Source organism: Microvirga yunnanensis (assembly GCF_025460875.1).
Map to the genome: position 1 here is coordinate 100,353 of NZ_JAMXFI010000014.1, position 14,228 is coordinate 114,580.

Annotated in this window: 14 protein-coding genes; 6 read left to right on the top strand and 8 right to left on the bottom strand. The window is 60.0% G+C overall.

Annotation, left to right across the window (positions count from 1 at the left end; translation table 11 throughout):
- Positions 1-374: 374 nt before the first annotated feature.
- On the top strand, positions 375-2,300 hold the full coding sequence (locus NF876_RS09915) for a methyl-accepting chemotaxis protein (protein WP_262268636.1): 1,926 nt from the start codon (positions 375-377) through the stop codon (positions 2,298-2,300).
- A gap of 733 nt (positions 2,301-3,033) precedes the next feature.
- A complete protein-coding gene (locus tag NF876_RS09920; protein ID WP_262268637.1) occupies positions 3,034-3,381 on the top strand; it encodes a hypothetical protein in 348 nt (115 codons plus the stop codon).
- Between the two features lie 78 nt (positions 3,382-3,459).
- Here the strand turns inward: NF876_RS09920 and NF876_RS09925 are convergent, their stop codons facing one another.
- The 5 genes from NF876_RS09925 to NF876_RS09945 all read right to left on the bottom strand — a co-directional run bounded on the left by NF876_RS09925 (position 3,460) and on the right by NF876_RS09945 (position 7,820).
- Positions 3,460-3,657 (bottom strand): hypothetical protein, encoded by a 198-nt coding sequence (locus tag NF876_RS09925; RefSeq protein ID WP_262268638.1) that lies wholly within the window; start codon positions 3,655-3,657, stop codon positions 3,460-3,462.
- A gap of 15 nt (positions 3,658-3,672) precedes the next feature.
- A complete protein-coding gene (locus NF876_RS09930) occupies positions 3,673-3,885 on the bottom strand; it encodes a hypothetical protein (RefSeq protein WP_262268639.1) in 213 nt (70 codons plus the stop codon).
- Positions 3,886-4,100: 215 nt separating this feature from the next.
- Positions 4,101-6,422, bottom strand: coding sequence for an MHYT domain-containing protein (locus NF876_RS09935; RefSeq protein WP_262268653.1), 2,322 nt, complete (start codon positions 6,420-6,422; stop codon positions 4,101-4,103).
- A 784-nt stretch (positions 6,423-7,206) separates the two neighbouring features.
- Entirely contained in the window at positions 7,207-7,566 is a 360-nt protein-coding gene (locus NF876_RS09940; RefSeq protein WP_262268640.1) for a hypothetical protein, read from the bottom strand.
- A 77-nt stretch (positions 7,567-7,643) separates the two neighbouring features.
- Positions 7,644-7,820 (bottom strand): hypothetical protein, encoded by a 177-nt coding sequence (locus NF876_RS09945; protein ID WP_262268641.1) that lies wholly within the window; start codon positions 7,818-7,820, stop codon positions 7,644-7,646.
- Between the two features lie 390 nt (positions 7,821-8,210).
- On the opposite strand from NF876_RS09945, the gene NF876_RS09950 reads away from it, so the two are divergent.
- From NF876_RS09950 to NF876_RS09960, 3 genes are all read left to right on the top strand, one after another.
- A complete protein-coding gene (locus NF876_RS09950; protein WP_262268642.1) occupies positions 8,211-8,414 on the top strand; it encodes a hypothetical protein in 204 nt (67 codons plus the stop codon).
- A 572-nt stretch (positions 8,415-8,986) separates the two neighbouring features.
- On the top strand, positions 8,987-9,607 hold the full coding sequence (locus tag NF876_RS09955; RefSeq protein WP_262268643.1) for a PRC-barrel domain-containing protein: 621 nt from the start codon (positions 8,987-8,989) through the stop codon (positions 9,605-9,607).
- 317 nt (positions 9,608-9,924) lie between these two features.
- The gene (locus NF876_RS09960; protein WP_262268644.1) at positions 9,925-10,290 is read left to right on the top strand and encodes a GYD domain-containing protein; all 366 of its coding nucleotides are present in this window, start codon (positions 9,925-9,927) and stop codon (positions 10,288-10,290) included.
- Between the two features lie 85 nt (positions 10,291-10,375).
- Here NF876_RS09960 and NF876_RS09965 read toward each other — a convergent pair whose 3' ends face one another.
- The 3 genes from NF876_RS09965 to NF876_RS09975 all read right to left on the bottom strand — a co-directional run bounded on the left by NF876_RS09965 (position 10,376) and on the right by NF876_RS09975 (position 12,431).
- Positions 10,376-10,921 carry a hypothetical protein gene (locus NF876_RS09965; protein ID WP_262268645.1) on the bottom strand — a complete coding sequence of 182 codons (546 nt, stop codon included), beginning with the start codon at positions 10,919-10,921 and terminating at the stop codon, positions 10,376-10,378.
- A complete protein-coding gene (locus NF876_RS09970) occupies positions 10,914-11,567 on the bottom strand; it encodes a LuxR C-terminal-related transcriptional regulator (RefSeq protein ID WP_262268646.1) in 654 nt (217 codons plus the stop codon). Before NF876_RS09970 ends, NF876_RS09965 begins: the two co-directional genes overlap by 8 nt.
- Positions 11,568-12,176: 609 nt before the next feature.
- Entirely contained in the window at positions 12,177-12,431 is a 255-nt protein-coding gene (locus tag NF876_RS09975; protein WP_262268647.1) for a NepR family anti-sigma factor, read from the bottom strand.
- Between the two features lie 201 nt (positions 12,432-12,632).
- Here NF876_RS09975 and NF876_RS09980 point away from each other — a divergent pair, with 201 nt between their 5' ends.
- Positions 12,633-13,244: a hypothetical protein gene (locus tag NF876_RS09980; RefSeq protein ID WP_262268648.1), complete on the top strand. Its 612-nt coding sequence runs from the start codon at positions 12,633-12,635 to the stop codon at positions 13,242-13,244.
- The last annotated feature ends 984 nt before the right edge of the window (positions 13,245-14,228 follow it).

A 14,228-nucleotide genomic window follows, 5' to 3' on the forward strand; every position in this document is an offset into this window, starting at 1 on the left:
ACCCTCCGCCCTTCCTGCCACCCTCCACACGTCATGGCCGGCCTTGTGCCGGCCATCCCGATGCGGAAAAGCGCGGCGCTTCACCGTATCGAGATCACCGGGACAAGCCCGGTGATGACGTGGAGTGTTGGTAGAAGCCGGTGACAACACCCTCCCCGCGTCATGGCACCCTCCGCCCTTCCCGCCACCCTCCCCCGTCATGGCCGGCCTTGTGACAGAAACCCATGAACAAGGATAAACATCGTTAATTTTTGGCTCATATGAGGATTGGGAAGTTCATGCCGGCGGCATGACAATCAATATACAAATATTCCTGGGGCAATCCTGTGTTATCGTCCGTTCAGTCTGGTTCATCGTCCCGTCGCTCATCTCTCATGCTGCGCATCTTGCTCGCTGCTGCATTGACGGTTGTCGGAGCATTCTCCGCGTTTTCCCTCTACAACGACTCTTTCCAGCGGCAGGCCACGCGCTCGGAGATCGAGCGCTACCTGACCAATGTGGGATCCGCCACCTCGGACAGCATCAGGAACTGGCTGGGCGGACGGGTTGCCCTGAACCAGAGCGTCGCTCAGGGCGTGGCCAATTTCGGCGAGTCCTCGCAGGTCCTGTCTCTCCTGCAGCAGAAGATCTTCGTCGACAGCTTCCAGTCCACCTACCTCGGCGAGAAGGATGGCCGCTTCACCATGTGGCCGCCCTCCGACATGCCGAAGGACTATGACCCGCGCACGCGGCCTTGGTACAAGGACGCTGTCGCGGCAGGCGCCAGCACGCTGACGGAGCCCTATGTCGATGCCTCGACGAAAAAGCTGATCCTGTCGATGGCGACGCCGGTTCAGAAAAGCGGCGCCTTCGTGGGCGTTGCCGGCGCCGACATGAACCTCGATGCCCTGGTGCAGATGATCGGCGCCATGGATCTCGGCGGCATGGGCAAGGCCTTCCTCATGAGCGCCGACGGCAAGATCCTCGTTCACCCGAACAAGGATCTCATCAACAAGACGCTGAACGAGATCTACCCTGCCGGGACGCCCCGGATCTCGAGCCAGCTCAGCGAGACGATTCAGGACGGGCACGAGCAGATCGTCACGTTCCTCGAGATTTCCGGCCTGCCATCGGTGAAGTGGTACGTGGGCCTGTCCATCGACAGCGCCAAGGCTTATGCCAATCTCGCGGCGTTCCGGATGTCGGCCGCCATCGCGACGGTTTGCGCAGTGGCTCTGATGCTCGCCCTCCTCGGCGTCCTGATCCATCGTCTCGTCGCGCGCCCGATCAACCAGATGACCGGGGCCATGAAGCAGTTGGCCGACGGCGATCTGAACGTTCAGGTGCCGGGCGGCGATCGAAAGGACGAGATCGGGGCCATGGCGGCGGCCGTGCAGGTGTTCAAGGATGCCTTGATCGCCAAGAAGGACGCCGATGCACGCGCCGCCCTCGAGGCTGATGCCAAGACACGCCGTGCCGAGGCTCTGGACCAACTCACCAAGCGCTTCGAGCTCAACGTCTCGTCGCTGACCCAAAGCCTGTCCTCGGCCGCCACCGAGATGGAGGCGACGGCCCGGAGCATGACCCATGTGGCCGATCAAACCACCAACCGGTCTGTCACCGTGGCCTCGGCGGCGCAGCAGACCTCGGCCAACGTGCAGACGGTGGCGGCCGCCACCGAGGAGCTGTCGATCTCGATCCGCGAGATCGCCGCCCAGGTCAGCCAGTCCTCGCAGGTGGCCGAGAAGGCGGTGGCCGGCACCCAGCGCACCAGCGCCACCGTGCAGGAGCTCGCCGCCTCGGCCGAGAAGATCGGCAACGTGGTGCAGCTGATCAACACCATCGCGGGCCAGACCAACCTGCTGGCGCTCAACGCCACCATCGAGGCGGCGCGCGCGGGCGAAGCCGGCAAGGGCTTCGCGGTCGTGGCCTCGGAGGTGAAGGATCTGGCGACGCAGACCGCCAAGGCCACCGAGGAGATCTCGCAGCAGATCGGCTCGGTCCAGCAGGCCACCCAGCAGACGGTGGCGGCGATCCAGGAGATCGCCCGCACCATCACCGAGATGAGCCAGATCTCCACCTCGATCGCCGCCGCCATGGAGGAGCAGGGCGCGGCCACCGCGGAGATCGCCCGCAACGTCCAGGAAGCCGCGCGGGGCACGGAATCGGTCACCGGCAGCATCGTGGACGTGCAGCAGGGCGCCGGCGAGACAGGCGCCGCGGCGTCTCAGGTGCTGGGAGCCGCGCAGGAACTGGCGCGCCACTCCAACGATCTCGGCCGGGAGGTCGCCACCTTCCTCCACGGCGTGAAAGCCGCGTAAGAGTCGAGGGAGCTGCACGTCCTGGCCACCCTCCGCCCTTCCGGCCACCCTCCCCCGTCATGGCCGGCCTTGTGCCGGCCATCCCGATTGTCTTGAGCGCGGCGCTCCACCGCATCGGGATCACTGGGACAAGGCCGGTGATGACGTGGAGGGTGAACCCCCGGTCCGGCACTGACACCCCGCACACGTCATCACCCGCCTTATGCCGGCCGTGGTGTCGAACTCCATGGAGGTTTCGCCGTGCGCCTCCACAATGCCGATCATGACGATGCCGCCGATGATGGCAAAGCTGGCGCCCCGGCGGCACGGCTGGCGGAGCGCGGACGCTCGATGTCGAAAGAGGGGGACCGCGATACGCGCGGCGGAGCAAAAGCGGCTGGCTGCCAGGGGTTCGGGGGTCGAAGCCGGGTCCCGCCCTGCGCGCCCCACTGCGGCGACCTGATCTAGAACCAGCGAGCTAGAGGGATGAGTGGTGCCCAGGGGCGGGATGTAAGTACCTCACGAAATCAAAGGGTTAGCCGCCTTGGTAAAGTCCCATTTCCCCGATGAAACCCGATGATTTCGAGGGAGACTTTACCGGCCTATTCATGCCCGTTCCTACGTAGCGGTCCAGTCTACTGGACCCTTCCCCGTCCAGCCACCCTCTCGGAGGCCCTGCCCTATCCTCGTGAAGTGGTCGGCGAGAGGTTGAGGTACACTCCGGACAATTCACGGGTCAAGCCATAGGGGCAGAATGATCACAGCGGGCTTGAACTGGCGATCCTGGAAGCTTGGCGTTTACCTCAACACCGAACCGCTAACCATCTATGTTGATGCTGGCCCCTTCTGGATCGAAGCCGTCCGGGACGAGCCCAATGGCCGGGGCCTCTCCTGTAACTGGACTGTCGTCAGGATCACCGTCGAGCGCCTCAAGCTTGAACTCCGGTTAGAGCTTGACCTGAACTTCTGGGCGCTCGGATACGCGGCTGCCGACGCGCGGGATCACGGGGTGTATATCGGACCGTTCAATGTCCAGATAGAGATCGACAAGTTTTACCAAGAGCAGGATCTTGTGGATGCCTGGGTGGAGCTTCACGCCTGATCCGGATGCTCGATCAGCTTGAACGCGTGCCAGCCAACACCGAGGCAGCCCTGATCTGGGACATAGCTTAGGGACCGGTTATTCCTTGTCCCTCTCATCGTCGCCTAAGGCTCTAAGCGCAGCCCGGTGAACCTTGTCATCTTCCTCCAAACTGCCATCCAGGTGTTCGAGAGCAGCTTCAACTCCCTCAGTGGCGGAAATCTGGACGAGCTTTTCGATTTGCTCGTGGTCCGTGAAAAACCGTTTTGCGATCTGCTCCCTGACCCGATCCGGCACTTCGATGGTCTCCCCTTAATCCGCCACCTTCCGGCCATCGACCAAACGGTTTGAGAGGTCCTCCGGCCCAACGGTCACGCGAGAGATCTCTTTCAAACGGTTTTCACTAACCTCGTAGTCGATTAGCTCTGAACCAGCCTCGACGATGATCATCGCGTGGTCCGATGAGACGTGAACAACTGTTCCACGACGGCCATCTGGGAGGTCTATTACATCGAGTTCTTCCATTGCGATCCCTTCATATGCCGAGCAGTCGCTGGTAGCGTGCCGCCGATCATCCGGACAACCGAATGGCCCTGTACCAAGCTTTGGCCCACTGACTTGAGGCCAGCACCCCTCCCCGGACCTTCGGCCTGACGGTGCAAAAGCTGACGGTGGTTCGGGGTGGCAAGAAGCGAGGCCGAGGTCGGAGCCCAACTGTTTTCCTGTAACTCCTTGACCAGCTATACACTCTCGTTGGTGTGATCTCCCGTGCGCTTAGAGCGGAATGGGACCACTTTTCTTGCCAAGCCCCCTGTGCTGTCAGCAATGGCTTGTGCGAGGTCAGCCTGTCGGAAGGGCTTGTTGAGTCTTGTGATGTCGAGGCTGACATTGGACGGTAGCTCGGCGTAGCCCGTGGCAAGGACCACTGAGATCTCCGGCCATTGCTGCCGGATTGTTCCGGCAAGCTGCATCCCTGTCATGCCGGGCATGGCTTGGTCTGTGATCACCAAGTCCACCGACTGGGCGCGACCAAGATAGTCCAATGCCTCGCGTCCAGAGCCTGCCTCCAGCACGCGATGACCAAGGTCTTCCAGCAACGCCGTCGTATTCTGAAGCACTAAGGAATCATCATCGACCACAAGGATCGTGAGCGACCTGATGCCCGACCCAGGGCCGATTGCCCCTTCGTTTCGTGCTGACACGGCTGCTGTTGCGTCCTGGGCCTGGACGGCAGGCACCCAAATCTCAGCGGTCGTGCCCTCGCCTTTGCGACTTTCCAGAACCAAGCGCCCACCTGACTGCGCAGCCAGTCCGTGCACCATCGATAGCCCCAAACCCGTGCCCTTGCCCACTCCCTTCGTGGTGAAGAACGGCTCCATGGCTCGCGTCAGGGTCGGCTCGTCCATGCCCTCGCCTGTATCGGTCACCGACAGGCAGACATATTGGCCCAGCGCAAGACCGCTGGTGTGCCCCAGACCTATGGCCTGCTCTCGCCCGGCAATCGTGACCGTACCGCCGTCTGGCATAGCATCCCGCGCATTCACCACAAGGTTCAGCAACGCGAGTTCAAGTTGATTGGCATCTACCCGCGCAAGGGGCAGGCCGAGCGGAAAACGGGTCTCGATCCGTACCATCGGGCCAATCGACCTTTGCAGCAGATCGGTCATGCCCTTCACGAGGTCAGGAAGATCGACCGGTTCGGACCTGAGGTCCTGACGGCGAGCAAAGGCCAGCATGCGCTGCGTCAGGGCGGCTCCCCGTTGTGCTCCCTGAAGGGCACCGTCCAGCAGACGGGTGATCTTTGGATCATCCGGCAGTCGCTTACGCAGAAGGTCGAGATTGCCAATCACAACCGCCAGTAGATTGTTGAAGTCATGCGCCACCCCACCGGTTAGCTGGCCGACCGCCTCAATCTTCTGCGCCTGCCGCAGCGCCTCCTCGGCCTTCTTGCGGGCAGTGACATCCATCACCCCACCCAGAACATGACGGAAACTGCCATCAGGATCGCGCTCGACCCGCCCGGACATAAGCACGTCCAGAACCGCCCCACCCTTGGTTACGAGGCGATACTCGGCATCCTTAACGGCCCCGTCGCGCAGAAGCGTCGGCCAGACGGTCTGGGGCCGGCGCTGGACCGAATCTTCGGTCATGAAGTCGGTGATTGGACGCCCTACGACCTCCTCCCGATGATAGCCCAGCATGTCGAGCCATGCGTCACTGACATGCTCAATGATCCCGGCCTCATTCAGTGAGTGCAGGGGCAATGGGGTCTTTTTGTAAAGGGTGCGGTACTGTTCTTCGCTGACTCGAAGGGCACCAGCCTCTCGTTCAGCCAGCAAGGCAAAGCGGCGGTCGAACATGGCCGCGATCAGGGCCAGAAACAGGATCAGGAAGGTGGTCGAGGCAACCGCCAGAGCAAGGCTGGCCTGTTCAAGGCTGGCCTGCCCATGGGCATGGTCCACCCCTGCATGCGCCGTGAAGACAGCAGCCTGCATGGCAGCATAGTGCATGCCCGAGACGGCCAGACCCATGGCGACAGCGGCAATCAACCTCTGCCTGAGACCAGTTTTACGGAATGCCAGCCACAGGGCGGTTGTCGAGGCCGCAATGGCAACCAGGATGGAAATGGCGACCCACAGCTTATCGTAGCTGCGATCGGCGGGCATCCGCATGGCAGCCATACCAGTGTAGTGCATGCCAGCGATGCCCAAGCCCATGACAACGCCGCTAAGTGAGAGGGCTGTCAGTCCAGTCTGCGTACGATTGACAACCTGAAAGCCGATGCCGGTGACCAGGATCGGCAGAGCAAAGGATATTGCTGTCAGGCCAGAGTCGTAACTTGTTGTCATGCCGGGCATGCTGAAAGCCAGCATGGCAACGAAGTGCATCGACCAGATGCCGCCGCCCATGGCAAAGGCGGCTGCTGCAAGCCACACATGAGCGGCCCAGCCCTTCGCCGCACGGATGCGCCCTGCCAAGTCGAGAGCAGTGTAAGAGGTAGCGGTCGCGATCAGGATCGACAGAACAACGAGAAGGGAATCGTGACTTCCGATGATGGTCATGTTGTCCTTGGAAGCCTTGCCTAATTGAAGTGCTAAGCTATTGATGTAGGTTGGAAATGGATAGCGCAAGTAGCGGTCTGCTGTGAAATGAGAGCAGCCTGCTGGGCGTGCCTCCATACAGCGGACGACTGGCAGCCACGCTTGAGCAGGATGGCACCGGCATGCTCATGCTGCATGCCCGCAGCAACAAAAACGGGCAGCCACGCTGCCCGTTTGACCTTGCCCATAGTTCGGGCATGAACTATTTCTTGCAGTGCAACACGGCGATTGGCGTCGCAGCGTTGCTGCCCTTCTTGGGCGTTTCCTCCCTAAACTTCGGGGCCGCTTTTTAGCGGCCTTTTTTCTTAGGTGTGCCCTTGTAGCGGAACTCAGAGCCTGGGAGCAATCCTATCTTTAGGATGAGACTACCTGTATCCTTGGCTGACGCACTGACCCGCAGGCAAATTCGACCAGGAAAGCGGCAGTCCCTACAGCACAGAGGCACTTGGTCGCGTGGCGCTGGCGAACCACGTTCCGAATTAGGGAACCGAAGAGATAACCGATTGCGGTTTTAGGGACCTAACGGAGCCTGCTGCTACACAAATTTGCCTTATTGCGGCTCTTGAGCATACGATTCTCAGGGCACTGGCTCATCATAGGTCCCGGAAGCGGAAACTCGGTCCTGTGCGGGCTTCCTCGGCGGGCGGTTAGGTCCCTATAACAGAATTCGGCTCCCGACCCCGCTCCTATAAGCACCCTCCTCTGGATCTACAGCAGACGATCCGCGAACTGTTTGAAGGACCGGTTATTCACTGTCCCAATCAGCGTCGTCCAGGGCTCTCAGCGCGGCCCGGTGAACCTCGTCATCCTCCTCTGGCGTGCCCTCCAAAAGTTCGAGAGCGGCCTCGACACCCTCCGTGGTAGCGATCCGGACGAGCTTTTCGATTTGCTTGTGGTCCGCGCAAAACCGTTTGGGGATCTGCTCCTCTGCCCAGTCCGTCACATCTATGGTCTCACCACGGTCGGCTTCCGCCTTGCCTCCCAGGAGCGAAGCAATTTTCTGATCCCTGGTCATACTGGTCAGTTTTGTGACCTGTACCCACTGCCCGCTTAGAAAGTACCAGTAGAGCCGACCCGCGCTGGTATCGGTCATCTCGATCCACATGATCAGTCCCTCCGATACAGGCCAAGCAGAGCAATTCCGAACTCGTCAGCCGCCTTCTTGCCCTCAGTCAAACAGCTTTAGAGATCCTCCGGCCCAACGATCATCCGTGAGATCTCCTTCAAACCGTTTCCACAGATCTCGTAGTCGATAAGCTCTGGACCGACCTCGGTGATGATCATTGCGTGGTCAGACGAGACATAAACAATGGTGCCGCGACGACCGTCCGGGAGGTCGATTTCATCCAATTCTTTCATCGAGATCTCCTGGGTGCCGAGCATTCGCTAATTCGGCATCGGCTCTCCATCCAGACAATAAATAGTATGGCCCTGGGCAAAGCGCTGGTTAGTGACTCAGAGGCGACCAGTCGCTCTCCCCGGATTTCCCTTGATGCCGAAGTTGACGGTGATCCAGAGTGGCACATTCATTCCCGTTGTGAGGGACAACCCGCAGCAGAAGGTCCAGTTTCCGCGAAACTGTTTACATAGGTTAAGAAAAGTGGGAACGTGGCCGCTAACTGAGTACTGGTCATAGTAGAGCATCTCTACGGCTCCAAGCCGAAATGGAGCACCCCGGTCATCCTCAACGGTCATCATAGGTTCAGTCCAAGCGCGAGTACCGGTGCGGTTTTCGAAACGAGCGGTCCCATGACGCACAAGTTCCAGGTCGGCCAGACGGTTCTCCCAGCCCATCCAAGGGGAGCCAATCCCGGCACCTATGTAATCGTCCAGGTGCTGCCTGAGACCTCGCACGAGCGCCAGTACCGGATCAAATCGCTCTCAAGTGCAACCGAATGCGTCGTTGGTGAGACGCAGATCAAGGCGATGGTAGCGGAACCAAGTCCCTCGTGAAGGTCCCACCCCAGCAAGGGGTGTGCCATGCCTGTTGACCTGCCGCCGAAACCAAGTGGTCGTGAGATGACGCCAGTGAACGGGCTATTCTCTCGTATTCTGAATTGGACAGCCGTCGTAATCGGCGTCGGCTTGTGCTGGTGGGCTATCGAGCATGGGTTCTGGGAGACCATGACAAGCCTGTTCGAATAGCCTCCAGGTCCGATAACGAGGTCAGGGGTACTCGCTGCGCCTCACGTAAGCGGTTCTTGGATAAACCTTAAAGCGTTGATCCCTTGCAGCGACAGCCTTTTGTTCAGCAACTCGCAGCAATGTACGGGGAGGCGTCACCTGAGGCACTGAAGGTTCATGCCCCAGTCCTCCTTCAACCTCCTGCGACGCTTTCACCCCTGGCGTCCTCATCGGCTGGCTTGGTCCTTGGAACCGAGACCGGTCTGTGGTTTTGGTCTGTGGCACGACAGTCTCGGGTATGAGCACCAGCCGACTGTGCTGGTGAGTGGGATCGGGAATTTGGCTCTGTGTTGCTATGCCTTCGTCCCTGAGCGTGGTGCCTACGACTTCTGGAGAGCGATATGGGCATCCATCATTTGCTGCTGCCCCTCCTTGGGGTAGCCGTGGGTACAATCCCAGTTCTGGCGCAACCGAACCCGCCCACAGCGCCTTCCCCGCAGGCCAATACGGGTGGATGGGTAACCCAGATGCAGCCGGATCAGTGGCCGACCTCTAAGCTGAAGGGGCTGGATGTCTACAGCAGCAACAACGGCGACAGGATCGGCGAGATCAGCGATCTGGTCCTCGACAGCAGAGGCAAAGTTCAGGCGGTTGTGATCGGAGTTGGAGGGTACCTGGGCATTGGAAAGCGCGACGTGGCCGTGCCGTTCGGCCAAATCAAGCTCATGAACAAGCCACACTCCAGCGCCACCGGCACGACCACGGGCGAAGCCCGATTAGCTGGGACCAGCCCTGGAGGCGGGACAGTAGCCTCACCTTCCGCAACCGGAACGGCGGCAGTGCCCGCAGGCAGCAATAGTCCTGCCGTACCCAACACACCTGCCCCTGGCACACCGGAAGCGTCAGGGATGGGACAGGCGGCTTCTGCCGGGAATGGCTCCACCCCAAATCATGCCGTTCTCATGATGAGCGTCACCAAGGATGAGTTGCAGACGGCTCCCGAGTTCAGAGCACCCCGCTGAGGATTGCTCAAAACGTGCGGCGTCGCAGCTAACCATGCCGGTTGGCATAGCGCCCCTTTTTGGCGAGCGTCTTCTGCCCTTCGAGTGTTTTGGGTAGGGGCGGCCTCCCGGTAGCGGCGGATGTGTCTCTTGAACGACGGGCGCATGCGAGCTTTACCGGCCATGGGCTGTCCCCTTTCTGTCGATGCAGAATGGAACCGCAGCGAGGGGAAACGAAGCACCTTATCCAGAGTGGGTATGGGAGCTTAATCGAGCCCTGGATGAGTAGGTGATAAAATCTTGCTGCTCGTCCGCATATGGCGAGCAGGGAGGGAAAAATGCCAACATTTATCGGTTATGGACGGTTCACCCGTGAGGCCATGCGCGGCATGTTGCAGACTCCTGAAGATCGGACTGAACCTGTCTCCAAGCTGTTCGAGGCACTCGGCGGGAGACTGATCTCCTGGCACATGACTCCAGGCTGTGACTTCGACTGGATGCTCCTGGCCGAGGCTCCCAACGAGGAGGCGGTGGTCACAGCCGGTCTCGTGGCCACAGGCGGCGGCGGCGTACAGGACATCAAGGTAGCCCGTGCTCTGAGCGGCCCCGAGGCCATGCGGCTGTTCCAGAAGGGCGGCGATGCAGCACGCAGCTTCAAGTCAGCCGGTCATCCCGCCCCGTCAGAACGACTGCGGGGCAACTGATCATCGCGGAGCCGAAGGATCAGGGCAGTTTGGTTACTTGTCATGGCAAAGCGGACTGCCCTGATCCGCCCTCAAGGCGTTGAACTCATCCGGAACTTGGAGCCTGACAAGCTGGCCTGCCCCTCCCTTCGTACTCTCTTCGTCTGAACAAAACGGCGAGCAGACCACCCTGATTTCGGACAGACTGAGGCTCAACGTCATCCTGAGCCGTTTCAGGATTGCCCTTCGCTTCTGGTATTCCTTCGGTCTCAGATTCTGAGGAAAGATCCAGTTCCTCCTGTTGCTGCTCGTCTGCTGCTTGCAGGGGGACGGTGGAGGCGTCTCTCGATGATGGAGCGGACGCGGGCTCCGTCTCCAGGTCCTGTTCTGCCGTGGCCAATACCTCGATCCGGCCAGGGAAATCGTTCCGGCTCTCATACTGCACGTAATCGTGGAAATTGGGTCTGATCCGGTGCGGGTAGTCGAGAAGGACCTCATTCCGGACTTCGAGCACGAAGAAGCATCCTTCGGGAGTGGTCACGTCCACCCGCCTGACCACCCCTTCAGAGAAGCTCTTCCAAGAACCGGGTGGATGAAAGTGGACGCGAACCTCATCGCCAACGGCAAGCCTCGTTGCCTTTGCCTTAGACATTCGGGCTCAGCACTCCTCTTCGTGGCAGACGCTGCGAGGCCCACATGGCAGCCTGGGTGCGATTAGACGCCCCGATCTTGCGCAGAATGGCTTTGACGTGAACCTTGATGGTAGCTTCGGTGATCTCCAACTTGCGGGCGATGACCTTGTTGGGCTCTCCTTGCGTCAAGCACCCCAGGATCTCCATCTCCCGTGCGGAGAGCTTGCATCCCTCCAGATCAGGCAGCTTCGCCTCTGCCACACTGTTGTCCTGGGGCGGTCGATCCTGGGCCGAGACAACGCCAGCCGTGAGAGAGCGAACGACCGCCAAAGGCAGTACAGTCTCGCCAAGCATCACCAGTTCCAGCGATTTGATCAGAACCTCTGGAGCAGAGGCGGTGAGACAGAAGCCATCCACGCCTGCCGCATGCCCGAGCCGCACCACGCTGAGATCGAACTGGTCTGACAGAACCACAATCCGAGCCTGCGGGAACTGCTCTTTCACCTGCCTGACGAGTTCAATCCAACGACTGGCGTTCTGCTGGGCCTCGATCAGCACCAGGGCTGGCGATGCTCCCGGATGGAGCCGTCCTGAAACAGGGGGCGAAGCCGCCTCGGTGAGAGCGAAGGAACTCCTCTGGAGGATGTTTTGAAGTCCTGACCGCAAGAGGAAGCTGTCGCAGATCAGAGCCGTTGGGATAGTTGGAGTGAGACTGCTGGACGGAAGGTCTGAGTTCAACGAGCGATTGTGAACAAGTGTCAGCGGTTGCGCGGCCATCTTTGCCCCCTGTTGGTTCTCAAGTTAAGCAAAAGTAAACAGGCCGAGTGAGATCCGTCTGTCGGCAATCAGACAAAACCCATTAGCCGATAGTTCAAAGTGGGGCCGATTGTCATGTTCCTGACGATCAGGTGGTTTAGCGTAGACGAGACAGGCTGTTGGTTCGGCATTGCGGTCCCAAGACGAGTCGTGCTGTGCCACACCTTCGTTCAGATGTTTAAGATCAGCACGTGCCCATTCTCAACAAACGTTCATCCCTAAACCGTTTTAATTCAGCATACATTGGCCATGCTACGGTTCCTGAACGCCTTCGGGTGAGAGTTTAGATGATTGGCGGCACTCGTTGTCTGGATGTTTGCTGAAGGCACGTCCGGAAATACTGACGACTGACGCCCCCATCTGTTAGGAACCCGACAAAGACGATCACTCATTTGTATATGCCTGCGCGTGGCAACATGATTACGTCTGCGTGGATGAAGGAGTGGCTACTGGTTCCGTCTACGTGATGTCTGGTTGGGTCTGGTCTGGCTGGCTTGCGCTGTCTTGCTCCTGTAAGCGCCGAACAAGGTCGGCAAGCTTCTCGGGAAGCGCCTCCTCGGATGGTACCGCGTACTGGGCTTGCAGGCAGCGCCCGATCTCGGCGGTAAGCTGAGCATTTGGCTGAGGACCGTTGAACGGGCTGTTTGAGCCTGTTCGTCCATCGGCTCCGTCGTAGGTGGTCGATTGATCGTCTGACCCGAACTTTGCAGTCATGACGATACTTCCCGGCTGCCCCAGGCAAGATGGTTCAGACAGTTCGTTCAAATCTCCTAACACAACCGCCGATGCCCATCTAAGTTGCAGCCATGCCCTTCACCTATGTTAATTTCCCGGAACGGGCATTTTGACCCAGCGTTGGTTTGCCGAAGCGGAGCCGGGAGATGTCTATTCCCGGTCTCCTGATGGAGAGCCCCCATGGCCGATGCACCCTCAGCCCAGAGCCAATCCCTTCCTCGTGAAGCGGCAAGTCAGCCAGGAACCTGTCCTCCGGACTGCGATCTGCCCGAGAACTCGAAGGAGAACCTTGATGCACGGCTCGACCATGCCATTGAGGAGACCTTCCCGACCAGCGATCCGATCTCGGTGACCGTCACCAAGCAGGCTGTTGCTGAGGTCCCACGGGAGGCAGCGTTCACCACTCCCAGCAGTCAGAGCCGAGCGAAGCAGGATCAAGCTGAGCAGGAAGCCGCCGAGACGCTGCTCGATCAGGTGCGGGAGGCTCTGCAAGATGTGCCGCAAACAGCCTCCGCAGCGGCACGGGCGGCTTATCACGAGGGTCAGCAGTATCTGCGGCAAGCCCGTGAGCGCTACCCGCAGGCCGAGCAGTACTATCAGGAGGGTCAGCGAGCGATCAGCCAGCGCACAGCGGAGAACCCGCTGATGTCACTGCTGCTTGCCGCCGCCGCTGGCTATGCCTTGGCCTGGATGATCCATGGCCAGCGGCGCGGAGGGGGCGAACACGTGCCGGATTACGGCAGAATCAACCAGAGTTACATCCCCCGCCGTGACGAGCGACGCGGGCGATAACGACGAGATGATCTCGCCTCCCCAGCGCCATTGCCGATCTCGGCACCTGAATGCTGCAAACCGCGCAGGCGCTGGAACATCGCCGCCACGGTGATCTGCTGATGCAGTTCAGCGAGACGCTGGGACGAGGGGCTGCCTCTCCTGGGCATGGTGAGCGTCAAGCTGCTCGACGAAGCGCACTCTGATTGCGTCAGGACCAGACCAGCCCGTGAGGCATTCTCGGTCGCTCTCGTAGCGGGCTTCAACTTCGGACAGCGTGGCCAGCACCTGTTGTATCTCTGCGGTCAGAGCGCCGCGATCAGGTTGGGACAGGGCTGCTGGTTTGTTCGGCGGGACGCGTGCCATAGTAAGCCTCCCTCGCTCTTGTTCTTGGAAGGCATTTTACACCCAGCGTGGCATCAAGGACACAGGGCTTCCTCGCAGCGCATCACAAGACAAGGAGGAATCGGGAAGCAGTCGTAGATTACGATCATGAGCCACGGATAGGATATCAGACTGATCTGCTGCCAACGCTGCCTTGGTCACATCGTCAGGTCCGAGTTCGGCTTCACCCGTCAGGTCCAGAAGGTAGGCCAGCTTTGATCGGGCACGGCTCAACGCGGCTCTCGCCAACCGTTGGGTTGGTTTGAAACCGGCTGAAGTGGTTGGGCATGATCTCCAGTCACTTTATACCGATGCTCTCCAAGTCCCTCTCCCCTTGTATCTTGCTGCCGTAGCCGAGCGGCTGGAGATCCTGGGAGGGGAGATCGTGGCCGTAGGACCCTCTCTTTAGGTTTCATTTGCTGGTCCCCGATGGGAACAGCCCCACAGGATGGGACGCCTGTGCTGCGCCAGCGTGGCTGTATAATTGCGCGTTAGTCGTCTGTGAAGAATCCCGATCCCATTGGAACGATTGGGATATTGGTCGTCTCGCCAGCTTCGGATTTGCAGGATTGCGGGGCGACAGCGGTGGATTTCCTGCGTTTTCCGTTGCCGCTCCGGCCC

What these genes read in the sequence shown, in the direction of transcription:
- NF876_RS09915 (WP_262268636.1), top strand. Translation starts at nt 375, where the DNA reads ATGCTGCGCATCTTGCTCGCTGCTGCATTGACGGTTGTCGGAGCATTC.
- NF876_RS09920 (WP_262268637.1), top strand. Translation starts at nt 3,034, where the DNA reads ATGATCACAGCGGGCTTGAACTGGCGATCCTGGAAGCTTGGCGTTTAC.
- NF876_RS09930 (WP_262268639.1), bottom strand. Translation starts at nt 3,885, where the DNA reads ATGGAAGAACTCGATGTAATAGACCTCCCAGATGGCCGTCGTGGAACA.
- NF876_RS09935 (WP_262268653.1), bottom strand. Translation starts at nt 6,422, where the DNA reads ATGACCATCATCGGAAGTCACGATTCCCTTCTCGTTGTTCTGTCGATC.
- NF876_RS09940 (WP_262268640.1), bottom strand. Translation starts at nt 7,566, where the DNA reads ATGTGGATCGAGATGACCGATACCAGCGCGGGTCGGCTCTACTGGTAC.
- NF876_RS09945 (WP_262268641.1), bottom strand. Translation starts at nt 7,820, where the DNA reads ATGAAAGAATTGGATGAAATCGACCTCCCGGACGGTCGTCGCGGCACC.
- NF876_RS09950 (WP_262268642.1), top strand. Translation starts at nt 8,211, where the DNA reads ATGACGCACAAGTTCCAGGTCGGCCAGACGGTTCTCCCAGCCCATCCA.
- NF876_RS09955 (WP_262268643.1), top strand. Translation starts at nt 8,987, where the DNA reads ATGGGCATCCATCATTTGCTGCTGCCCCTCCTTGGGGTAGCCGTGGGT.
- NF876_RS09960 (WP_262268644.1), top strand. Translation starts at nt 9,925, where the DNA reads ATGCCAACATTTATCGGTTATGGACGGTTCACCCGTGAGGCCATGCGC.
- NF876_RS09965 (WP_262268645.1), bottom strand. Translation starts at nt 10,921, where the DNA reads ATGTCTAAGGCAAAGGCAACGAGGCTTGCCGTTGGCGATGAGGTTCGC.
- NF876_RS09975 (WP_262268647.1), bottom strand. Translation starts at nt 12,431, where the DNA reads ATGACTGCAAAGTTCGGGTCAGACGATCAATCGACCACCTACGACGGA.
- NF876_RS09980 (WP_262268648.1), top strand. Translation starts at nt 12,633, where the DNA reads ATGGCCGATGCACCCTCAGCCCAGAGCCAATCCCTTCCTCGTGAAGCG.